This is a genomic window from Legionella parisiensis, from assembly GCF_001467945.1.
Taxonomy (GTDB): Bacteria; Pseudomonadota; Gammaproteobacteria; order Legionellales; family Legionellaceae; genus Legionella; species Legionella parisiensis.
In genome coordinates this window covers 81,186-102,736 of record NZ_LNYQ01000006.1, presented here as the reverse complement: position 1 = coordinate 102,736, position 21,551 = coordinate 81,186, and the positions used below count along the sequence as shown (strand labels likewise).

Here is a 21,551-nt window from a genome sequence, read left to right as displayed (position 1 = left end):
TACCTACTTTTGCTTAAAGTTTATACCCTTGATATGCAATTAACATAGAAAAAGCTGTTTAGTTCGCAGGGAGCCAGCTGAAATTACTGAAGATACGGGATTATTTTGAATTTTTTGTGAAAGCGGTAGTCACCTGTACAGTGAAAAAAATTAGTAGATTCGATGTTCTTAGTTTGCACAGTAGAACTTAACCGCTTTTTCCAGGTTAACTGTATTGATTCGCTATAATAACTTGTAGTCCTGCTTCAGTTAATGATAAATATTTATAATTAGGATCAGCCGTCGTTCGCTCCAGCCATTGATTAGCGATACAGATATCCGTTAATTTTTGTAGATCGACAACGGATATAGATTGTCCTGATTTTTGAGAAAGCATTGCTGCTGCCTCTTCCTCCATATTTAAAAAAACTTGATCTCGAGTTGCACTGCGATTTTTCATCTCATCATAAAATAATTGCAAAATATCCAGTTCATCCATGATGATAGTCCTTAAAATAGATCACTTTAATACTTACAGTATAAGCTTAAATTAGCACCATAATTATGAAAAAAAAAAAGAACCATAAAGTTCAATTTATTCTTGTATAAAGATTACTTTTAGAATCATCCCAAAGTCTGGCCCGTAAAGGTATTATCCAACTTTACTTCAGGTGACTCAGAATTATTGACCCCTGGGCCAAAAAATGATTGAGGTACAGTGCCTAGTCCCCGATTTATTTTTTGCAGAGGCAATAGAGGAATTAAAGCGAGCACCAAATCATTCATTTTTGCAGCAGCCTCAGCTAATTCTTGGGATGAGCAATCCTCTAGGGTCAGTTCATACCAAATATATCTTGTTTCCATTTTGTTATAATACTCTGGTTTTTTCAGAAGATCTTTATTAAGAGGATGTTTGGGATTTTGCTTTAACCAATGTAATAAACTTTCTTTATCAGTAACGTAGCTATTTGCAGGGACATTATGCCATTTTCCCTCTTTTAAATATTGTTTCACCAATAATATCGGGGTTTCCACCTCATTATAGGCTACCATTTCATCCTTAATTCGGCTTTTATCATTTTCCACCAAAGCAGTTCGTACATCCTCCAGTTTTTTTGATAAATCGTTATGTTGAGTATACAAAGTTTTTAAAGCATTCAACTGTCGTTTTTGTTCTAGAGATAAAAGATCTTGGAGATTGGTCAATTCCTTTATGAGTGTATCGATTTTTTCTAATTCACTGTCATTTAATAATGTATAAAATTCCCGGAGGTCTTTACTTTCTAAATCCGGAACTTCCAAATCCTCCTTTACTACAACAACATCTTGCAATTCCCCTCTTATTCGTTGGAAGCCATCAAAATCAACATCCTCGATTAACTCATCGGGATGCACACCGGACTGAAAAGCCCTAATATGTGTATCGATGTCTTGCGTTAAAGTATGTTGCGAAGCTAATGCATTCCAAAAACCATCCATCTCATACAGTAATCCACTCCTAAAACCTAGCCAGAACGATTCAAGCATGTTGATTACAGTATTGTAAACTAGAAAAGCGGTTGTAAATGCAAAACCAATTGCGATTGCTGTCACTACAAGTGGAAAAATAACCACCGTTATCAGTAGAAAATTCTTCGCAGTGGAAACGCCATGATCATTAAAAACAGATGCCAAGTAAACAGGTAAGCTGATTACACCAACAACTCCCAAAAGAAATGCAATCGCTTCATAAAGGGCATTGTATGCCAAGATACGTATTGGCAATACAATAACACCTAATGCTATTGCTAAAAGACGTTTAAGAACATACATAAAATGTATTTATAATAAATAAGTGCATCAAAAATCCCTTTGTACTCAAGACCAACTCTTTGAATCACGCACATCACATGTTACCCTTGCACATGTTTAGATTTAACACAAGTCAATCCAATATGGAAGCAGTTGATGTCATTATTATAGGTGCAGGTGCTGCAGGTTTAATGTGTGCCATTGAAGCGGGTAAACGTCACCGTAAAGTCCTTGTATTGGATCATGCAAATAAAGCAGGTAAAAAAATTTTAATGTCAGGAGGGGGGCGTTGTAATTTTACGAATTATTATATTGAACCTGAAAAATACAACTCCCATAACCCTCATTTTTTTAAATCTGCTTTAACTCGCTATACTCAATGGGATTTTATTGAGCTTGTTAAAAAACATAAAATTCCCTTTCATGAAAAAACATTAGGACAATTATTTTGCGATAATAAATCGAAAGATATTGTAGAAATGTTGCTAAAAGAGTGCGATGCCGCAGGGGTCATGGTCCACCTAAATACCTGTGTAGAAAAAATTCAAAAATTACAAAGCTTTAAACTGCAAACCACCAGGGGGATATTTCACTGTCAATCTTTAGTTGTTGCCAGTGGAGGTTTATCCATACCTACCATGGGGGCTAGCCCATTTGCCTACAAAGTAGCAGAGCAATTTGGTATTAATGTATGGCCTACTCGAGCGGGATTGGTTCCTCTTACTCTGGACGTATTGGAAAAAGAAAGAATCTCCCTGCTTTCGGGGATTGGTATTGATAGTTTAGTTAAAAATGCGCGTATTGAATTTCGTGAAAATACCTTATTTACTCATCGCGGTTTGAGCGGCCCTGCAATTTTACAATTATCCTCTTATTGGCATGCAGGAGAAAGTATCTGCATCAATTTATTGCCCGAAATCAATCTCTTGAATTACTTAAAAAGCGCGCGAACTGAAAAACCACAAAAACAATTAAACTCTATCTTGTCCACACATTTACCTAAACGCGTTATCGAGCTCTTTATTTCACCAGAAATTGCTGAAAAGAAACTTGCCAAACTCTCCAATCATCATTTGGAATCTGTAGCAAAACAGCTTAACTCCTGGTTGGTAAAACCTAACGGGACTGAAGGATATCGTACTGCTGAAGTAACTATTGGTGGTATAGATTGCCATGCAATTTCTTCCAAAACTATGGAAGCTCAGGATATCCCCGGGCTTTATTTCATTGGCGAAGCCTTGGATGTTACCGGTTGGTTAGGAGGATATAATTTTCAATGGGCTTGGTCATCGGGATGGGCCGCAGGACAAGTAGTATAACAGTGATAGCTTTTTCCTCCAAAGACAAGCCATTTTAAATGAAAAAATGTACAAAGGAAATGAGATGTTTCTATCGCCTTACATTCAGGGAGCTATGAGAGCATTCCCAAGGAGTTTCTTTGCTGGTGATAAGACCAGCTCATTCAAAGTTCACTCCCTAAACTCCTTCACCGTTCTTATAGCTAACTCACAAAAATAACGATCGCGTTTTGGATTAAAGGTATCCGTTGCAAAGGGGGTGAAATGTATATTGCCGCAACATAGATCACGAATAGGACAATCATGGCAATACTTTTTTCTATTTTTAAGAAAATTATGTTTCATTTGATCAATAAGCGAATTGTTTAAATCTATCCTATTCTCAACTTCATTGAACTTGCCAATAATGATTTTTTCTGCGCCTTTTATTCTCGAGCTCGCATAGGTAATACTCATCGCCACATACCCATCAGGAAGCCAAACAAAGGGAATTTTCATTTTTTGATTTTTAATATGATTAAAATATTTTTCTCCATGAAGATCAATGTGCACATTGTATTGCAAAGACAGTTCAAATGCTTTGCAAAATAATTCGAAATATTCATTTAGATCAGGTTGTTGGACTGCATTTGCTTCAGCATCTCCAAAATTACAAATCGGAGCAATTTGTAATCTTCGAACACCATAAGCATCGCACAATTGTACTAAGCTAGGTAAATTTTTTACGTTATCTTGATGAATGGTAGCGCGAATGCAAACGGATTCCTTATTGCTTGTGAGTTTTTTAATGGTCTCCAAAGTTTCAGTAAACACTGCTTTGGTTAAATTTTTATTGAACCGTAAGTTATTATTCTTCCCATCAAATGAGACTTGAAATTCAATATCTTTATTTATTAAGTCTGTAAAAGTTCGTGAATTGAAAACACCATTGGTCATTAAACATTGGCGGCAATTAACATCATTATCAATAAGAAAATGAACTGAACTCATTAAGGCTGCATGATTGAGTGTAGGTTCCCCGCCAAAATAGGTCACAAAGAATTTTTCTGACTTATTTTTATCAAGAGACAAGAGTTGAGACTTAACAATGTTGACGGAAAGATCAGCAGACATGTGTTCATTGCAATGCGAAATATAATTAAAGCAATATTTACAATGAAGGTTGCATAAATTGGTCAAGGTTAACCACAGATAATTACTTGTAGACAAATTGCCAAATGAAAATGGCAGTATTTCATCAGTGTTGTGATTTATTGTCATGATTGAGTACTCGACGTAAATAGGGGCCTTGATAATTAACCAGTGGATATAATGGACTAAAATTTAAAGAAGACTGTTCTAAATACTCTTTTTGTTTTTGAATGTTATAGGTATAAGCTAAACATTTATCCTCCTCTAGTTTGGTATTAGTCATTATATATTTTAATTGATTTAAAGATTGCGCTACTTTTTGACGCCCCAATAACTCAGCGTATTTAAAGTTGCGATCAATTGAGTAACTGGTTCCATGACCAAGATAAGCCAGTTCTTTACCCGAATATCCTTTCAATAGAAAAGACTCAGATTCTTTATGTCCGGCCATTAAATAGGGAGTTTGTCCATTAATAAGGAGTTGCACTCCCCTAGATTGCAACAAGTACTTTTTATCATTTTTTTTCATTTCGAATAAACCAGCATGACAATTATCGCTCAGAACAGTGATTTCAACATCTTTATGCTGTTCATGGAGGTATCTTTTTAATTGATTAAAAATCCAATAGCGTTTAAAAACGCAGTAATTCATTGCCGCTTTTAATTCTTGTTGGTATTCATAAGCCTCCTCTATCGAATCAGGAAAACCATACATACCTTGGTTCATTGCATTAAGCGTTGATAATCCATTTCGATAGCTGTAATCCGCTGCAACTCTAGACCAATGCTTATGGATGTATTCTGGAAAATATTCACTGCCAGTGTGAAGAAAACCAAACAACTCATTGTGTCTTCTAGTCATAGACAAGGGTTGCACTGTCTTTAACTCAAGAGTATTAGTTATATTATTGATATCTCTATTGAGCCGGCCCAACTCGATATCCAAATAAAGAAACTTAAGATCAATGGAAAAATAATTATGAGGATATTCATTAGCCTTATTTAAATGATTAATTCCACAACAAAGAATATCATGCCAGCTATTATCTAATTGGATCCTTGTTTTTTCTAGTTTTCTACAAAATTTTAAGACGGAGTGAGCAACATCTATTGAAGAATCAGCATTAATATTTTTAATGTGAAAAAGCAAAAAACCACATCCTGGATCACGTAAAATAGCTGGCATAAGCATAGTTTTACCCAACTCACTTTTTATGAGCAGGCCATTGGGTAGTTTATTCGTTTTGATCGTAGCCTCAGGAAATAAATGTAACTCATGATTAGGCATTAAAAAACTCAAGACCTCTGAAACCTTTTTCATTACCTGGGTACTATAAAAATAATTTTTCAGGTTTGACGCAGCATACGTCCTAACTAATGCACTGTTCATTGTCTTATAATATTAAAGATTATATGACTGTGAATTATCTGGATGTGCATTTACCACCTGATCAATTAAATCTTTTGTTTTGCTACTAAATAAGGCCTTGTCATATTTAGGATTGTCGCGAATTGCCTCAGTTAATTCCCTACGTTTTTCCTGCCGTTCCATAGGGTCTTGTTCTTTAAGAAAATCAAGAGCAGCCTTAATTACATTAGCTTTGTGTTCATGCCTTTCACCTTTTTTACCTTGGACTTCACTCAGTTGGGTCTCTAATTCTCTAATTAGTTTTTGTTCAGGGGTTTCTTTAGCTTTTTGGTACTGCACTTTGTATGAAGTGGAAGTATAAGTAGGTTCAGAGGGTGTATCATCAATGTGGCTAGTCATAAGTAGTCTCCTACAAAGTGAACTTTTATTGTTTGTTACTGATATTAAGTATAGACAATTTTTAAAGAACCAAAAAAAACTATAGAAAAGCATCACCATATAATATTTATACAAAGTATGGCTTTAAAACTTGACCAAACTTCTGATACCCACATAGCTACTTCCATCGATTTAACTGGCAGTGGCGCTAAAGAGAATTTGACGAGTTCCATTAACAGAACCTTACCCTATGATCAATCGACCCTTTTAGTACTCTGCGAAATGAGTAAAAGAAATAAGAAATTAACATATTCAGGAAAGTTAGAGATCCGTAGTGAGAAAACAAAAGAGTGTAAGTAACTTACACGTTTATCTCACTCTTCTCATCAAATACAAGCCCAATAGTGCGAAAATAAAAGTTGGGCCCAAAGCAGCTAATTCAGGCGGCAACTGAAATACCGTGCTGAGCGGACCAAAAAAGCGGCTCAAGATATGAAAGCTAAATCCCACTGCGGCCCCCACCAACAATTTCGACCCCATAGTCGTTGAGCGCAATGGACCAAAAATAAACGGGATGGCGAGGATCATCATTACCATGGTCGTAAACGGTTGAATAATCCGTTGTAAAAAAGCAAACTGATAATTATGCACATTCTGATGATTGTGTTTCTGCTCCCGAATGTAGCGATTCAATTCTTTTAAGGTCATTTCATCAGGTTCAACACTGCTAATCATTAAGATTTTTGGTTTTACGTACACGTCCCAAGGAAGGGAAGTAAAAGTCTGAACTTTGGTTTGATCTGCATCAAAATCTGTTTGTTGTATCCCATAAGCAACCCAACCTGTAGGGGTATATCTCGCCTCATAAATAAAACGAGACATTTTTAAATGATGATGCTCATCAAAACGAAATTGATAAATGTTATTGAGGACATTTTTGGGCTGTATGAGTCCGACAGAAATAAAATCATTTCCATAGCGCATCCAAGACCCCTGTGAGGTTCTTAAAGTTTGCCCTCCACTGACTGCAGCAGTCTTGTAGTCATTGGAATAATGGGATAAATAGGGTACTAAAGTTTCCCCCAGTACAGTAACCAATACGATAAGTAATACCGATGCCTTTAAAACTGCCCAAGTGACTTGCCCAATAGACATTCCTGTAGCACGCATTATGACCAATTCGCTATGATTGGCCAAAATCCCAAGCCCAATCAAACAGCCAAGAAGACTTGCCATGGGAAAAAATAAATAGATTTGATAGGGCATTTGTAACAAAATAAAGAAAATTGCCTGAACAATGCCATAATCAGCTCGTCCTAAATCACCTATTTCACCGACAAATAAAATAAAAATTTGCAGCCCTACTAACATTAATGTGACTAACCCAATAGAGCTAAGAACTGTTTTTGCAATGTAGCGATCTAATATTTTCATGCTTATGCCAACTTCACCTGATTACGCCAGTTTAGAAATAATCCAAAACTAATAACAATCAGATGTACCCACCATAAACCTATCCATTGTGGGGTTTTTCCGGAAATCATTACATCACGCGCAATGAACAATAAATTTGCATATACAATATAAACAATAATTGCGGGTAATAACTTGGCATATTTTCCTGAACGAGGGTTAATACGACTCAAAGGAACAGCAATTAAAGTCAAAGTAAATACCATGATTGGTACCGATAAACGCCATTGTAATTCAGCAGCCTTGGCAACGTTTTCATTATTATAAGGTAATAAACTTGCAGTGCTTATTGTGCGAAGATCATCAGAAATTTTAATTACGGGGTGCGGTAACCGTGCTTTATATTGGCCAAATTCTGCAACTTGATAATCCGCCTGACCAGGAGTCCCTTGGTATTCTTTACCATTTTCCAAGATAATGTAGTCCTCCCCTGTTTTTGCATCCGTTTCAGCAAAGGCTTGATCAGCCCATAATATATCCCAACGTGTTCGTTCATTTACAGAGCTTTTTTTTGCGAGAAATATTTGCTTTGCCTTAGTATGATCACGACTCATAGATTGGACATAAAATACTTCCTGACCATCATTTATAGCATGGAAACGTCCAGGCATAATCGTTTGTACTAAAGTTTGTATTCCCGTACTACGTAACAACTTGGCTCGTTCGATATAAATTAAAGGACTTCCCCAAATCATTATCACAGCAACAATAATGGCTACCCCTGTAGCCATTATAAAACTGTGTTTTAATAATTGATTTGGTCCATAACCACAAGCCCCTAATACTGTCATCTCACTTTCAGCATATAAACGACCATATGCAAGCAACATGGCGATATAAAAACCTAATGGAACCAAGAAGCTCAGTAAAGTAGGCAATTCCAATATCATTAACTTCATAATAATAACACCAGGAATACTTCCAGAGGCAGCCCTGTTGAGATATTGAATTAGCTGATTACTCAGAAAAATTAACACCAGTATGGAGGTTAGCGAAATCAAAGTGATAAACACTTCTTTAGCTAAATAACGAAAAATGATCACCCAATGCCCCCATTTTAGTAATCTCATTCATAGAATCATTCTCATCTTGGGGCATTGTATCCTCTTGTAGAAAACTAAAAAAGTATTTTTTCCCAACGCTAGAAACACCCATTGATTAGATTATTTTGTTCAAATTTAATTAATAGAACAATAACTTCATATATTGTGATTTTATTGTCCATAATATCAATTAAGTTATAAGAAAATAATTTATCTGACCTTAACTTGGCCTAAGAGTCGAGTTAAAGTTTATTCTATATCACAAAAACAAGGATTAAATAATGTCCAACAAAAGACAGTTAAAAAAATGATCAGCAACAAGCAGGTTAGGAAAACCAAAGAGCATCAAGGAACAACTGCAAAGAATAAGGAAAATATCTCTGTAATTCAAAAATGCCAGCTGTTGGCAATATGATTTATTTAAAAACCGATGCGAACGTAACCTGGAAAATTAATACATCCCTGTTTTTTCGGTGCTTCGAAAGGACAAGGATGCAAAAGAAGTACACCGAGAAGAACACAAATAATCGGTATTACAAACCTCTTGGGAGAAACCCTATGGAAATTACTGGTGTTGACATCTCTCATCCAGATAAACAACTTTATCCAGATGACAAGATTTCTAAGAAAGAAATCGCAGAGTATTATTATAATATCGCAGATTACCTTCTTCCTTTTGTAAAAAATAGACCGATCAGTCTGAAACGATACCCTGATGGTATTAATCAGGAGGGTTTTTATAACAAACATCGCCCTCATTATTTTCCTGATTATATTAAACAATTTACGGTACCTACCGTACAAGAAAATTCAGAAATGAGCATGGTGGGCATCCATTCTAAAAAGTCTTTGGTCTATTTGGCAGGACAAAATACCTTGGAGCTGCACATTTCCCTATCAACTATTTCTTCAATCGAAAAACCCGATCAAATTATTTTTGATTTAGATCCACAGGATGATGATTTTGAAAAAGTGCGTGAAACAGCACTTGCTTTAAAAAAACTATTTGATGATTTTGAACTTACAACCTTTGTCAAAACTTCCGGTTCCCGGGGCCTACATATACATTTGCCCATCAAAGCACGCTGCAAATTTACTAAAATTAAAGAAATTTCAAGAAAAATAGCAGAAAAGCTGCATCAACAACATCCCCAAATAACGACGTTGGAGCAACGAAAAAATAAACGTGGAAATAAAGTATTTATTGATTTTTTACGGAATGATTATGCTATGACAGCAGTAGCACCCTATTCTTTACGTGCCAAAAAGGGAGCTCCTATCGCAACGCCCCTGGAGTGGGAAGAGCTGAATGATAGTTCCTTACACCCCCAATTCTATCATTTGAAAAATATATTTCAGCGTTTAGGAGAGAAAGAAAACCCTTGGAAAAATTTCAATAGATACAATCGGCATATAGAGTTAAATGCTCTATTTGATTAATACACCATTTTTAGTCAAGCTATATTGATTAATGAGAAACTTCCATAACTCTATGTGTATAATTTTAAGTCCATTTTATTTCATCCATATCGTACCTCAACAAAATAAAATAAAATAAAATAAAATAAAATAAAATAAAATAAGCTTTTAGGGTAAAAACCCAGAGTTTCATTCTCGCAATTTTTTAGCTGCTTCCGTAATTATAGCAGTGGTGAGTAAGAGTTCGGGGTTAGATGTCATGATTTCTCCGACTTGCATAATACCCTCCTTGAAAATAACATTAAAAAAAAATATATTATTGACTTAAAATTAAGCAATTATTTCTTAATGACTATACCACCTTTTCAGAGAATCAATTCCTGATCCTTTAAAAAATTATATGCTTTTTGCGTGATTCTATGCCTAAAACCAGTGGTAAATGCTAACCCTATCAAAGATTTGGCATGTTTTAAGCGAAAATAAAAAAAGCAGTTCAGGTTTAAATACTGGAACTGCTTTTTTAAAAAGATAGTTAAATTAATGCTTTACTTCAGATGCTTTTTTAGCTTCGTGAACAAAACCTAACATTGCTTTCTCAAGAATTTGAAAAGATTTTTGCATGTAATCTAAAGCTTTATGACCATTTTCAACAGCTAGACTAATTTGCTTCTCCAACAGTTCTTCAGGCTTTTTAATACCCGCAATCTCTTCAGGCTTTAAATAATGCATACTTTGCAAAGTTTTCACATTCAATTCAGCTATAGCTTGAAAAGGCTCTTGCAATTTTTTAGCCATTTCAGTCCATTTTTCGAAATTTTGTTGAGCCATGATACTCTCCTCTATGTTGCATCGCACAATATAATATTAGTCCATAGAGAACAGACTTGTCAATGGGTTAGACTATTTTTTTTTGCAATGCACCATAAAAAATCATTAAATCACCTTATAGTCCACTGCATTAAAACTTACCCCGACAGCTAACCTTTAAATAAACTCTGCCATTGCTGCATCATTTTTTGCATTTGCTGATTCCAAGTTTCAGTCGCCTGACGATAGGGATTATTTTGTAAAGGCTTTTCCATAACTTGGAACATTTGCTCCATCATCTGTTTCAAAGAAGCATGCATAGGATGATTAGCTAGGGAAATGATTTGCCGCAAAATATCTGAAGATAAAAATTGAGTTGAACCAGCCTCCATTTCCACAATAATTTGAAGCAAGATAGCATTCGTTAAATCTTTCTCGGTGAGTGAGTCTTCCACTTTAAATTGCACCCCTTCTACTACATAACGCTGCAATTCTTCAAGGGTAATATACTGACTAGTCTCGGTATCATAAAGCCGACGATTTTTGTATTTTTTTATTAATCGAATCATAGTTTTCTCTTGATGTGTAGGCTATTTTGCATTGTTAAAAACATTATCTTTTTTTCATCCTCCTAAAATGGAAAAGGATGAGCTTTAATTAAAGATAGAATGCAATCTCATTAATACATATGGAGCCCGCCGTTCACGCTAAGATTAGCTCCGGTAATATACCGACTTTTCTCACTAATTAAAAACTCTACGGCCCAAGCAATTTCTTGAGTCTGTGCTAAACGCTTCGCAGGGATTTGAGCGATAATCCCTTCTAAAATATCTGGTCTGATACCTTTCATTAATCGAGTATCCACATACCCAGGAGAAAGACTGTTCACCGTGATGTTTTTACTCATGAGTTCTTGCGCCAAACTTTTGGTAAAACCATAAACACCTGCTTTTGAGGCGGCATAATTAGCTTGTGAAAATTGACCTTTTTGCGCATTAACTGAAGAAATATTAACGATTCGCCCTGATTCCTGTTCTCTCATATTGTCAACTACATGACGAGTGACATTAAACATGCCATCAAGATTAACTGTTAATACTTCATCCCATTGTTGTTTCGTCATTTTTGTAAATACAGCATCTCGCGTGATGCCCGCATTATTAATTAGCACATCGATATTGCCGTACTCTTCAATAATAGAAGAAATAACCTCTCCGCATTGCTCAAAATCAGTTACATCCATGTGACGAAAATGGATATTCTTATATCCTTCATCCATGAGCTCTTTTTTCCATGCTTTTCCATTCTCTGCAGAAACTAAATCGAGAGAAAAAACATGTTTGTAAGAAGAGTTCAACTCCTTTGCAATTGCTGTACCTATATCTCCGGTACCCCCAGTGATCAATACAATATTATTATGTTGCATATGGTTCTCTATGAGTTAGGATGTGCGACAATTATGATAAAGAGGCTTTAAGCACTGGATTTTCAATCAAATCCAGTGCTTAAGTTTACATATACTGTCCACCATTAATATCCAAGTTTGCGCCGGTAATAAACCCACTATCAGGAGATGCTAAAAAAGCAACTGCGTCAGCTATTTCTTTTGGATTTCCCAAACGACCTACAGGAATACTTGCGATGATTGATTTTAGTACCTCTTCTTTTAAAGAGGTGAGCATAGGAGTTTCTACATAACCAGGAGAAACCGTATTCACCGTTATGCCTTTATTTGCTACTTCTAAAGCCAGACTTTTAGTGAACCCATACAATGCGGATTTAGTTGCCGCATAATTACATTGACCAAACTGGCCTTTTCGTCCATTAATGGAAGAAATACTTATGATACGGCCAAAACCTTCGTCAATCATAATGGGGATTACATTGCGGGTCATATTAAATACACTGGTCAAATTAGCATCAACAACATATTGCCATTGATCTGGAGTCATTTTCCGTAAACTGCAATCTTGGGTAATGCCTGCATTATTAATCAGTACATCCACACGACCATAACGCTCCTTGACTAAAGCGACTATTTTTTCGCAATCTGCAAATTGTGCGATATCACCATAAACGATATCAATATCGTGACCCAGCTTTTTTTGTTCTTCTTGCCATTGCTTCGCTTCTTCATGTTTTCCATGTTTGAAATAACACGCGACAACTTGAAAATCGGTGGCTAAGCGTTGACAAATGGCTGTACCTATACCACCAGTTCCACCAGTAACTATTGCTACACCTTTCATCATAACCAACTCCCTGTTATTGCGATAATAAAATACTACTATAGTCAATCGAAACTAAAAAACAAATAAAAACCATAACTTCTCACCTGTCCTCTCCTCTATGAGATAACAAGGTAAGAAGTCACAAAAGAATTACCTATATACAGGAACATATCCTTTTAGCTGCTGGGCAAATTGCCTCAAGACGTCAAGACCTGATTCTTCTGCTTGCCTGCACCATTGTTGTAATGCTTCAATTAACTCTTTCTGAGTAGAGGCTGTTTTTAACCAAATATTTTGTAGCGATTGTTTGTATGCATAAACAATGCGTAATTGTTCACGAGCTTCCAATAGATGGGATAACCGCATTTTAGCTCGCGTACTTAACAAACAATTCTCCCGTCTCAATAAACTTCCAGCACGCGCAAAAAGCTTCTTTTCTTCCTTATTTTCAATATGGTTATGCTTTTCTTGCTTGAGTATGGGCCTAATGACACTTTTATAATAGTTAGACATAACCTGAAAACGATTACCAATAACGGCTCTTACCGTATCCAAATCTACTTGCCGCTTTCCTTTTTCCATCGACAGTTTGGGCGGTAATTTTTTTACTTTGGCAAGCCCTAAAAAGGAAAGAATTCGAATGTACATCCAACCTATGTCAAACTCCCACCATTTAATTGAAAACTTGGCTGAAGAAGCAAAAGTGTGATGATTGTTATGTAATTCTTCGCCACCTATCCAAAAACCCCAGGGGAAAATATTTCTTGCTGCATCGGGACATTCAAAATTTCTATATCCCCAATGGTGGCCAATTCCATTAACGACGCCTGCAGCATGCAATGGTATCCACATCATTTGAATTGCCCAAATGGTGATTCCAGGAACACCAAATAAGAATAAGTTAATGAATAACATCAGCAAAATTCCCTTGGAAGAATGGGGCGAATAAATTTTTCGCTCAAGCCAATCTCTAGGAGTTCCATGAGAGTATTTGGCGACCATTTCTTTATCTTTGCGAGCTACTTTGTAGAGCTCTGCTCCTTCCCAAAACACTTTTTTAATCCCGAAAACTACAGGGCTGTGCGGGTCACCCTCAACATCTGCTGATGCGTGATGCTTCCGATGAATAGCCACCCAATCTGCAGTAACCATCCCGGTAGTTAACCACAGCCAAAGCCGGAAAAAATGACTAATAATTGGATGTAAAGTCAACGCTCGGTGAGTTTGATGGCGATGAAGATATAATGTTACTGCTGCGATAGTAATTTGCGTAAAAATCAATGTTGCAACCACATATCCCCAAAAAGACAGGTTTAAATAACCAAAAACCATAATAGCTCCACTTCAAATGCAAAATGCAAATTAAGAAAAAACTCATCCTTTAGTTAGGTACTCAATGTAAGAATTCAAAAAAATCCTTATATCATATTAAGGATAACACAATTTTACTCTTTACGTTGCAACATTTCATTATGTAGCCGATAATTAATAAATAATAAGATAGGAAATTATGTTATGAACGAGAAATCTCCTCTGGGAAAAATTTTTGAAAATTTAGTGCCATTCTTGGTAGCTGGCGTTGCTATTGCGCTATTTTTTGGTCTGTTATTTATGTTCTCGTATGTTTTGGTTTGGGGCCTTCTCATAGGTGGAGTCCTTTGGCTGATCGCGGCAATAAAACAATATTTATTCCCAAACAAGTCGACTAAAGCAGAAGTGATTAATAAAAATCAGGGCAGAATCATTGAGCATGACGATAAAAAATAATGCCCGAATTACCCGAAGTTGAAACTACAAAGGAAGGAATTAAATCTCATCTGGAAGGGCAGACAATTAAAGAAATTATTGTACGCAATTCTAAACTCCGCATCCCTGTTCCCGACAACTTGAATCAATTGTGTGCCGGCAAAAAAATAATTACTGTTTCACGTAGGGCAAAATACATTCTAATCGAGCTCTCAAAAGGATATCTTTTAATCCATCTGGGGATGTCAGGTCACCTACGAATCATAGCGGATAAGGGTACGCCAGAAAAACATGATCACATCCTCCTGAAACTTGCAAACGAGTTAGTGCTTCGATTTTGTGATCCCAGGCGTTTTGGTTTATTTCTGTACATCAGTGAAAATCCGTGTCAACATCGACTACTTCGTCATTTAGGTCCTGAACCTCTTTGTGAGGAATTTAACGGTCATTACCTATATCAAAAAGCCCAAAATAAAAATAAACCGATAAAATCATTGATTATGGATCATGAAATTGTGGTGGGTGTAGGAAATATTTATGCTGCAGAAAGCCTTTTTTTAGCGAATATTCATCCTAATACTCCGGCGAAAATGCTTTCAGAACAAGCCTGCTTTACGCTCACGAAACAAATTAAAGTAGTACTCAAAGAGGCCATATTATGTGGCGGCACTACCTTGCGTGATTTTTATGCTTTTGATGGCAAACCAGGCTATTTTAGTATCTCGCTTAAAGTATATGGCCGAAAAAATCAACCATGCATGCTCTGTCAACATCCTATTGAATCAGTTGTAATTTCAGGACGTAATTCCTTTTTTTGCCCCCAATGTCAAAATGAAACATCTAGTTAAGTCTGTTCATTCTATCACTTAATTGCACAATACTTGATTTTAAATTACCATAATCGCCTATTTTTACTAGGATTTTTTATGTTACGTTTAAGATTAGCAAGACGTTTCGTTGAATTATATCAAGAAAGAGGTACAGTGCATCTTCCAGACTTTCTGATTTACGATTTTGATGAAAAAGAATATCGAATATTTTGGCGAGAAATTGCTTCATCTCCCAGGCAAAGACTCTACACGGATGGAATCGATGTTTTTCGGGTCGGCTGGTTCCGTACTCTTTTTGAATCATTTAAAGGCTGGTTAGGTTTTGAAAATCATTGTCATCCTTATCGCATTGAAATGACTTTAGGTAAAATTGCCTATGCTGGTTACCTCAAAGGTTTTAAATCTGAAGAATTAAATCAAAATAGAGATGGATTTCCAATCTCCCCGTATTTTATACACTTAGTCCATTTACCAAGAGCAAATCAAACTTCGAATGAACTGCAACGCCTATTAGTCAGTTTTTTCATGACTCATTCACATGCATTTCCTGAACTCAATGAATCGATTTACAGGAACTACCCTTTTGGGCAAGCTTTAATACGAGAATCTCTGGCTTATTTGCTTCCTTCAATTGATCCCCAAGACAGTGAAACAATTAACGCCGCCATTCGCCAAATTAATTACTACAACCAACCAGTCAGCAAAATACATTGTTTTAAATCCAGTCCTTTTGCCGAAGCTTATGCGCAATTTCTGGCTTCACATAAGCGATATTATGAAGCGTTGGAATGGTCTTTGGAGGTCAAAAAAAAATTTAGGGAAGAATTTATTAATTTTTACTTCGCTCAAGAAGAAACAGATCCGCAAGCATTAACAAATGCGGTCGAGCTTATTGGTGCCTTATTCTTATCAACAAATAAAGAAGATCAACAAAAAGCAGTTGATTACATAAAAGACAATTTTAGCTATGAAGAGCAAACAGTTTATTTAATATTATATCCTGAATTACGTATTCAAGTAGCCAAGAGTTATTTAGAAGATGCTAAAAATGAAAAAAGTAAATGGCGAATTACCCAACTCTTCACCGGCAATCAAACGCTTGAGTATTTAGCTCAGGCAGTCAGGCTTGCACCGCAAATCCTGGATCAAGACTACTCCATGCACGACATTATGATGAGAGACGAGTGGACTTTATATCAATTTGACATCGCTATAGAGAGCCATCGTTTTCAGGACGCAGATGTTTTATATACTAAAAGTCAAAACCTCAAATTTAATCAATACAAGCTTGAACGACTGCGTGAATATTATTGTTCTCAATTTGATACAAATACATCACAAATAAAAGAAGGATTACTCTATAAAGCGACAAAAGCCACAATGAAAATGGCTGAAGAACAAATAGAGCTGGCTAAAAAAATTGTGAGCATTCAGCCACACGACTCTCTAGTCAAAGAGGCAACTTTGATCTATGCGGCGACTCTTTTGGCCATTGATGAACTGGAACATCCTGTGAAAGAAGCTGATCGAACCCAATTAAGCAAAGCGCAACAGCGACTTAGTGAATATCGGTTTCTCAGTAACAACGGGGCGCTAATGGAGGTCTATAATAAATTATTGTTACGGAAAATTGAATGTTTGATTGCACGACTAGGTGTACCCATTGATTATAACGATAACTTAAGCACTCGCATTGATTTCATTAAAATGCATATCAATGAAATTGAAGAGTTAAAAAAGGAACTTAAAACTTTTATTACCCTTAATCAGTCAAAATCAAAGGAAATGCGCCAACTCCTCGCGAAAACTTATTACTTACTCGCTGATACCCTTGTTTATTTTGAGGAGAAAAAACAAGAAGCCATTCCCTATTTTAAAAAAGCGAAGGAACTCATGCCGGAAAATCTTTATTATAATTTACGATATTTGGAACTCATTGAAGATGAGAGAAGACATGGGTTAAGAGAAAAAATAGATGCTATTGGTCATTTGCATGGAACTCGATATCGCTATTACATGGACGAACGTTGGGCTGAGGATAAAATTATGTCTAATGGGTTTGATATTCATACGGTCCTCCCAGATGACTCATTAATCGGTACTTTTGGCAGGGCAGTAGGATTTTTTTAAATGGATTGTGTTAGAAGTAACCAGAACCTATTGCCAATCCCAGAGCTATTTCTAATTTATGCTAAATTTACAATAGCATTTGAAATGTAGACTCGTAAAAAACTATCTGGGCAAGCGAAGCAACTTGCGCTATATTACCGCTAATTTACTTGGTCTTAACGCGAATGAGAACAAATCAATTAAGAACCGCATGGATTCTTTGTAATATCATGTTTTATACGGCAGTCACCAGTACGCGCTGTCTCTTTAAATATTTTTTTAGCACCATAAACCGTAAGTGGACAGATAATGCACTACATCATTGGATTGATCAGCTACTTAATGCCGTACAGGTAGAATATAAAGTGATAAACCCATTTAATGTCCAGCCGCAACCAGGGAAGGCTACGATTATTATGTGCAATCACTCAAGCGCTTATGATATTCCTCTTGCTTTTAAAGCATTTCCCCATCACTCCATTCGGATGCTGTCAAAAAAGGAACTCGCAAAAATTCCTTTAATGGGTAAAGCAATGAAAGCTGCAGAATTTCCTTTTGTCGACCGAAAAAATAAATATCAAGCCATTAAAGACTTGGCATATGCGCAGCAATTGATGGAAAGCGGAATTGTTATGTGGATTGCTCCCGAAGGCACTCGTTCCAAAGATGGAAAACTTGGCTCATTTAAAAAGGGAGGATTTATTACTGCAATCCAATCCAAGGCTACAATTATCCCTATAGGAATACGTGGTGCCAATAATATTTTACCTGCACGAACTTTTAATTTTCATCTAAAACAAAAAGCTGAAATACATATAGGCAAACCAATTGATGCAGCACATTTTACTCTTGAAAATAAGGAAAAGCTAATTCAGCAAACTTTTGAGGTAATAAAAGAGCTGGTTGGAGAAAATCCTTCTAAATAATTTTGTGCATGAAAATAACCTAGAATCTCACACCATATCCGCTCGTAGTATTTACTATTGATGCAGCCAAACCTATAGCTCTTGGATCAGATGCAGCAGTTAGAACATTTGTTTGTTTATCCCAGGTAATTGCTTGCATATCCCCATAATATCGCCCTAATTGCATTAAGTGATACCCCATGGCTGTTAATGCTTCTTGAATTGCCGGGGGCAAGGTATCTGGTTCAAACTGCAGCACGTCAGGTAAATACTGATGATGGAAACGCATGGCTGAAACCATACTAATTGCGCCATAAGTATCGTGAAACACCAACGATGCAATTAAGACCATCGTCGGAATCCGGCTGCCGCCAGGTGTTCCTAAAATTGCAACACGCCCCGGTAACTCAAGGAACGTAGGTGTCATACTGGATAATGGTCTTTTCCCAGGTGCAATCTCATTTTTATCAGCACCAACAATGCCAAAAACATTTTCTTCGCCCACTTTACTCGAAAAATCGTCCATTTCATCATTCAACAAAACACCAGTTCCTTCGGCTACAACACTGGAACCAAAAATATAATTAATGGACAAAGTCGCAGCAACTCGATTACCCTCAGCATCAATAATAGAGATATGCGTTGTATTGTTTTGCTTCTCTTGAGGATGCTTCCCTTGTAAGACAGTGCTAGCAATCGCTTTTTGTGGGGGAATTAATGTACTGAGCTGCTTTCCATTCTCTGCGGAAATTAACCTCTCAACGGGGATAGTAACAAAATCAGGATCGCCCAAAAACTGTTCGCGTTGCCAATACGATAGGCGCATGGACTCTACAAGGTAATGTACCCACTGCACTTTTGAGAATGAAGATAAAGAATAATGAGACAATATATTTAACATGGTCAATAATGCGATACCACCTGCGGAAGGCGGAGGCGCGGTAATAATTAACATATTATGGTATGCACCAATCAAAGGCTCTCTGATCTTGATACGATATTTTGCTAAATCCTCAAGTGTCCATATGCCTCCCGCAGCATTGACTCCCTTAACTAATCGCTTTGCTACTTCTCCACTATAAAACCCGTCCTCTCCTTTATCGGCAATTTGCTTCAAAGTATTCGCTAAATCCGCCTGAATTAAATACTCCCCTATAAGATAGGGAGAACCATTCTTTAAGAAAATTTTGGCTGTAGAAGGGTATTTCTTGATTTGCTTCAATCGATCCGGGCGCTTTAAAAAAGAGCTTAATTGCTTATCAACCATAAAGCCTTCTTGTGCTAGCTTGATTGCAGGAGCTAGTGTTTTGGCCAAAGGCAATCGCCCATAATTTTTGGCAATATATACCAATGCTGCAGGTTCCCCTGGAATTGCTGCGGCTAAACCTCCATTTAAGGATAGCCCTGGTATCACACTGCCGTCAGGTGCCAAATACATGTCTTTTTTGGCCGCCAAAGGTGCTATTTCCCTTCCATCGATAAAAATGTTTTTATGCTGATTTTCTTGATGCAGCAGCCAAAACCCCCCTCCCCCCAATCCCGAATGGTATGGTTCAACTACAGCGAGTACTGCGGACACAGCAACTGCTGCGTCAAAAGCATTTCCACCGCTGGCTAAAATTTCAAGCCCGGCATTTGTTGCCAATGGATTTCCACTAGCTACAGCATAACCGGGAGGAAGAATGTTTTGTTGGTCGGCAAAAGTATTGGTAGTGAGGGAAAACAAAAATTTGATACATAGTGCAATCAGACAAATAGTCTTAAATATTTTTTGACGTTCCATGTTCACCCTGTCTCTTTTGGAGCTCCCTTACGACACAAGAAGGCACAAACTGAGAAATATCCCCATTTAGAAGTGCAATTTCGCGCACTAAAGTAGACGAAATGTACATGAAATTTTCTGATGGAGTTAAGAATATCGTTTCTATTTGCTTGGATAATTTCCTATTCATTCCAGCAAGCTGAAACTCATATTCAAAATCAGAAACCGCGCGCAAACCACGTAAAATAATGCCAGCATTCTGTTCCAATACAAAATCAATTAAAAGATTATCAAATCCAAGTACACGAATTCCTGGTAAATCTGCGACAGCCTCTTCTACAAGTTGAATTCGTGTCTCCAATGGTAAAAAAGGACGTTTTGCTTGATTGTTTGCCACCGCAACGAGAATGTCAGGAAAAATCTTGGCCGCACGCGTGATAATATCAACATGTCCATTAGTTACAGGATCAAAAGTACCAGGGTAAATTGCTTTTAATTTCATATTGATTAAGACTGATTGCATATGCGAACAGTCTAGCGTATTGTTAATTGAAAAACTACATAAATGGACTTGAGGTAATAAATGAATAACATGAAACGTTTAGTAATAATTCCTTTTTGCTTCTTAACTGCCTGCGCCCCTCCGCGACCTGCAGGGGAAGTACCCCTAAACAAAAATATTCCCCTGGAACAAAACAAAGCAATGACCGAGGCACAAAATAAAGTTATGTCCGTAGAACAGCGCAAAGCAAAAACAGCAATGGTTTCCTCCTTTGAAATTCGCGGTTCCATGGCGGCAAAAAATAAAAATAAAGGGTGGTCAGCTGCTATGAACTGGAAACAAAGCGGCTCTGGTACCTACCAAATTCGCCTAATGGGTCCTTTAGGAGCTGGTACAGTTCTCATTGACAAAAAAGGCAATACTATAACTTTCCAAGATGGACCTAAAAAAATCACATCTCATAGCCCTGATCAACTATTAGCAGAACAAACTGGAATCAGACTCCCTGTAAATAACCTTTATTATTGGGTGAGAGGGCTTCCTGCTCCAGGTCCTGTTCAAGCTGAGAAGCACGATGAATACAATCATCTAGTACAATTGAGGCAAAGCGGATATACAATTAATTTCGCTAAATATACTTCGGTCAGAGGGATTGATCTACCAAGTATGATTCGTCTCGAAGGAAACGGGGTGATGGTAAAAGTAGCGATTCAAAATTGGACTGTTTAAAACCGACTTGCATACTTAGAATTTGCTAAAACGAAATTCGGAAATTCTC

Annotated in this window: 21 protein-coding genes; 7 read left to right on the top strand and 14 right to left on the bottom strand. The window is 36.8% G+C overall.

The annotated features are described in order from the left end of the window. Positions 1-205: 205 nt before the first annotated feature. Together Lpar_RS01755 and Lpar_RS01750 are read right to left on the bottom strand one after the other, a co-directional pair. Positions 206-478: a hypothetical protein gene (locus tag Lpar_RS01755; RefSeq protein ID WP_058516280.1), complete on the bottom strand. Its 273-nt coding sequence runs from the start codon at positions 476-478 to the stop codon at positions 206-208. A 125-nt stretch (positions 479-603) separates the two neighbouring features. Further along, complete coding sequence (locus Lpar_RS01750; RefSeq protein WP_058516279.1) at positions 604-1,791, bottom strand: hypothetical protein; 1,188 nt, start codon at positions 1,789-1,791, stop codon at positions 604-606. 122 nt (positions 1,792-1,913) lie between these two features. On the opposite strand from Lpar_RS01750, the gene Lpar_RS01745 reads away from it, so the two are divergent. After that, positions 1,914-3,089: a BaiN/RdsA family NAD(P)/FAD-dependent oxidoreductase gene (locus Lpar_RS01745; protein ID WP_058516278.1), complete on the top strand. Its 1,176-nt coding sequence runs from the start codon at positions 1,914-1,916 to the stop codon at positions 3,087-3,089. Between the two features lie 150 nt (positions 3,090-3,239). On the opposite strand, the gene Lpar_RS01740 is transcribed toward Lpar_RS01745, so the two are convergent. The 5 genes from Lpar_RS01740 to lptF all read right to left on the bottom strand — a co-directional run bounded on the left by Lpar_RS01740 (position 3,240) and on the right by lptF (position 8,462). Beyond that, positions 3,240-4,328: a radical SAM protein gene (locus Lpar_RS01740; RefSeq protein WP_082650310.1), complete on the bottom strand. Its 1,089-nt coding sequence runs from the start codon at positions 4,326-4,328 to the stop codon at positions 3,240-3,242. Continuing rightward, positions 4,306-5,520: an RtcB family protein gene (locus Lpar_RS01735; protein WP_162264334.1), complete on the bottom strand. Its 1,215-nt coding sequence runs from the start codon at positions 5,518-5,520 to the stop codon at positions 4,306-4,308. The genes Lpar_RS01740 and Lpar_RS01735 overlap by 23 nt, the downstream gene beginning before the upstream one ends. Positions 5,521-5,601: 81 nt before the next feature. After that, a complete protein-coding gene (locus Lpar_RS01730) occupies positions 5,602-5,967 on the bottom strand; it encodes a hypothetical protein (protein ID WP_058516275.1) in 366 nt (121 codons plus the stop codon). Positions 5,968-6,315: 348 nt separating this feature from the next. After that, a complete protein-coding gene (gene lptG / locus Lpar_RS01720; RefSeq protein ID WP_058516273.1) occupies positions 6,316-7,386 on the bottom strand; it encodes an LPS export ABC transporter permease LptG in 1,071 nt (356 codons plus the stop codon). Continuing rightward, positions 7,383-8,462 carry an LPS export ABC transporter permease LptF gene (lptF, locus tag Lpar_RS01715; RefSeq protein WP_058516436.1) on the bottom strand — a complete coding sequence of 360 codons (1,080 nt, stop codon included), beginning with the start codon at positions 8,460-8,462 and terminating at the stop codon, positions 7,383-7,385. Before lptF ends, lptG begins: the two co-directional genes overlap by 4 nt. 492 nt (positions 8,463-8,954) lie before the next feature. Between lptF and ligD the strand changes: the two genes are divergently transcribed. Further along, a complete protein-coding gene (ligD, locus tag Lpar_RS01710; RefSeq protein ID WP_237759325.1) occupies positions 8,955-9,902 on the top strand; it encodes a non-homologous end-joining DNA ligase in 948 nt (315 codons plus the stop codon). A gap of 516 nt (positions 9,903-10,418) precedes the next feature. Here ligD and Lpar_RS01705 read toward each other — a convergent pair. The 5 genes from Lpar_RS01705 to Lpar_RS01685 form a co-directional block, all read right to left on the bottom strand. Beyond that, positions 10,419-10,709 (bottom strand): phasin family protein, encoded by a 291-nt coding sequence (locus Lpar_RS01705; protein ID WP_058516271.1) that lies wholly within the window; start codon positions 10,707-10,709, stop codon positions 10,419-10,421. A 149-nt stretch (positions 10,710-10,858) separates the two neighbouring features. Then, positions 10,859-11,257 carry a polyhydroxyalkanoate synthesis regulator DNA-binding domain-containing protein gene (locus Lpar_RS01700; protein WP_058516270.1) on the bottom strand — a complete coding sequence of 133 codons (399 nt, stop codon included), beginning with the start codon at positions 11,255-11,257 and terminating at the stop codon, positions 10,859-10,861. Between the two features lie 110 nt (positions 11,258-11,367). After that, positions 11,368-12,114 carry an acetoacetyl-CoA reductase gene (gene phbB, locus Lpar_RS01695; protein WP_058516269.1) on the bottom strand — a complete coding sequence of 249 codons (747 nt, stop codon included), beginning with the start codon at positions 12,112-12,114 and terminating at the stop codon, positions 11,368-11,370. Between the two features lie 85 nt (positions 12,115-12,199). Continuing rightward, positions 12,200-12,940: an acetoacetyl-CoA reductase gene (gene phbB, locus Lpar_RS01690; RefSeq protein WP_058516268.1), complete on the bottom strand. Its 741-nt coding sequence runs from the start codon at positions 12,938-12,940 to the stop codon at positions 12,200-12,202. Positions 12,941-13,069: 129 nt separating this feature from the next. Further along, positions 13,070-14,251: a DesA family fatty acid desaturase gene (locus tag Lpar_RS01685; RefSeq protein WP_058516267.1), complete on the bottom strand. Its 1,182-nt coding sequence runs from the start codon at positions 14,249-14,251 to the stop codon at positions 13,070-13,072. 183 nt (positions 14,252-14,434) lie between these two features. Between Lpar_RS01685 and Lpar_RS01680 the strand changes: the two genes are divergently transcribed. The 4 genes from Lpar_RS01680 (at position 14,435) to Lpar_RS01665 (ending at position 18,530) form a co-directional block, all read left to right on the top strand. Further along, positions 14,435-14,686: a hypothetical protein gene (locus Lpar_RS01680; RefSeq protein ID WP_058516266.1), complete on the top strand. Its 252-nt coding sequence runs from the start codon at positions 14,435-14,437 to the stop codon at positions 14,684-14,686. Then, the gene (gene mutM / locus Lpar_RS01675; protein ID WP_058516265.1) at positions 14,686-15,513 is read left to right on the top strand and encodes a bifunctional DNA-formamidopyrimidine glycosylase/DNA-(apurinic or apyrimidinic site) lyase; all 828 of its coding nucleotides are present in this window, start codon (positions 14,686-14,688) and stop codon (positions 15,511-15,513) included. Before Lpar_RS01680 ends, mutM begins: the two co-directional genes overlap by 1 nt. A gap of 78 nt (positions 15,514-15,591) precedes the next feature. Next, on the top strand, positions 15,592-17,625 hold the full coding sequence (locus tag Lpar_RS01670; protein ID WP_058516264.1) for a hypothetical protein: 2,034 nt from the start codon (positions 15,592-15,594) through the stop codon (positions 17,623-17,625). 164 nt (positions 17,626-17,789) lie between these two features. Continuing rightward, the gene (locus tag Lpar_RS01665) at positions 17,790-18,530 is read left to right on the top strand and encodes a lysophospholipid acyltransferase family protein (RefSeq protein ID WP_058516263.1); all 741 of its coding nucleotides are present in this window, start codon (positions 17,790-17,792) and stop codon (positions 18,528-18,530) included. A 19-nt stretch (positions 18,531-18,549) separates the two neighbouring features. Here the strand turns inward: Lpar_RS01665 and ggt are convergent, their stop codons facing one another. Both ggt and coaD read right to left on the bottom strand, forming a co-directional pair. After that, entirely contained in the window at positions 18,550-20,292 is a 1,743-nt protein-coding gene (ggt, locus tag Lpar_RS01660) for a gamma-glutamyltransferase (protein WP_058516262.1), read from the bottom strand. Beyond that, positions 20,270-20,794, bottom strand: coding sequence for a pantetheine-phosphate adenylyltransferase (coaD, locus tag Lpar_RS01655; RefSeq protein ID WP_058516261.1), 525 nt, complete (start codon positions 20,792-20,794; stop codon positions 20,270-20,272). The genes ggt and coaD overlap by 23 nt, the downstream gene beginning before the upstream one ends. Positions 20,795-20,854: 60 nt before the next feature. Here coaD and lolB point away from each other — a divergent pair, with 60 nt between their 5' ends. Then, positions 20,855-21,502: a lipoprotein insertase outer membrane protein LolB gene (lolB, locus tag Lpar_RS01650; RefSeq protein ID WP_058516260.1), complete on the top strand. Its 648-nt coding sequence runs from the start codon at positions 20,855-20,857 to the stop codon at positions 21,500-21,502. Positions 21,503-21,551 lie beyond the last annotated feature (49 nt).

Excerpts from the sequence above, each read along its gene's own strand:
- Lpar_RS01755 (WP_058516280.1), bottom strand. The coding sequence starts at position 478 with ATGGATGAACTGGATATTTTGCAATTATTTTATGATGAGATGAAAAAT.
- Lpar_RS01670 (WP_058516264.1), top strand. The coding sequence starts at position 15,592 with ATGTTACGTTTAAGATTAGCAAGACGTTTCGTTGAATTATATCAAGAA.
- Lpar_RS01745 (WP_058516278.1), top strand. The coding sequence starts at position 1,914 with ATGGAAGCAGTTGATGTCATTATTATAGGTGCAGGTGCTGCAGGTTTA.
- phbB (WP_058516269.1), bottom strand. The coding sequence starts at position 12,114 with ATGCAACATAATAATATTGTATTGATCACTGGGGGTACCGGAGATATA.
- lolB (WP_058516260.1), top strand. The coding sequence starts at position 20,855 with ATGAATAACATGAAACGTTTAGTAATAATTCCTTTTTGCTTCTTAACT.
- ggt (WP_058516262.1), bottom strand. The coding sequence starts at position 20,292 with ATGGAACGTCAAAAAATATTTAAGACTATTTGTCTGATTGCACTATGT.
- Lpar_RS01680 (WP_058516266.1), top strand. The coding sequence starts at position 14,435 with ATGAACGAGAAATCTCCTCTGGGAAAAATTTTTGAAAATTTAGTGCCA.
- Lpar_RS01685 (WP_058516267.1), bottom strand. The coding sequence starts at position 14,251 with ATGGTTTTTGGTTATTTAAACCTGTCTTTTTGGGGATATGTGGTTGCA.
- mutM (WP_058516265.1), top strand. The coding sequence starts at position 14,686 with ATGCCCGAATTACCCGAAGTTGAAACTACAAAGGAAGGAATTAAATCT.
- Lpar_RS01735 (WP_162264334.1), bottom strand. The coding sequence starts at position 5,520 with ATGAAAAAGGTTTCAGAGGTCTTGAGTTTTTTAATGCCTAATCATGAG.
- Lpar_RS01730 (WP_058516275.1), bottom strand. The coding sequence starts at position 5,967 with ATGACTAGCCACATTGATGATACACCCTCTGAACCTACTTATACTTCC.
- Lpar_RS01750 (WP_058516279.1), bottom strand. The coding sequence starts at position 1,791 with ATGTATGTTCTTAAACGTCTTTTAGCAATAGCATTAGGTGTTATTGTA.
- coaD (WP_058516261.1), bottom strand. The coding sequence starts at position 20,794 with ATGCAATCAGTCTTAATCAATATGAAATTAAAAGCAATTTACCCTGGT.
- Lpar_RS01700 (WP_058516270.1), bottom strand. The coding sequence starts at position 11,257 with ATGATTCGATTAATAAAAAAATACAAAAATCGTCGGCTTTATGATACC.
- Lpar_RS01705 (WP_058516271.1), bottom strand. The coding sequence starts at position 10,709 with ATGGCTCAACAAAATTTCGAAAAATGGACTGAAATGGCTAAAAAATTG.
- phbB (WP_058516268.1), bottom strand. The coding sequence starts at position 12,940 with ATGATGAAAGGTGTAGCAATAGTTACTGGTGGAACTGGTGGTATAGGT.
- Lpar_RS01740 (WP_082650310.1), bottom strand. The coding sequence starts at position 4,328 with ATGACAATAAATCACAACACTGATGAAATACTGCCATTTTCATTTGGC.
- ligD (WP_237759325.1), top strand. The coding sequence starts at position 8,955 with ATGCAAAAGAAGTACACCGAGAAGAACACAAATAATCGGTATTACAAA.
- Lpar_RS01665 (WP_058516263.1), top strand. The coding sequence starts at position 17,790 with ATGAGAACAAATCAATTAAGAACCGCATGGATTCTTTGTAATATCATG.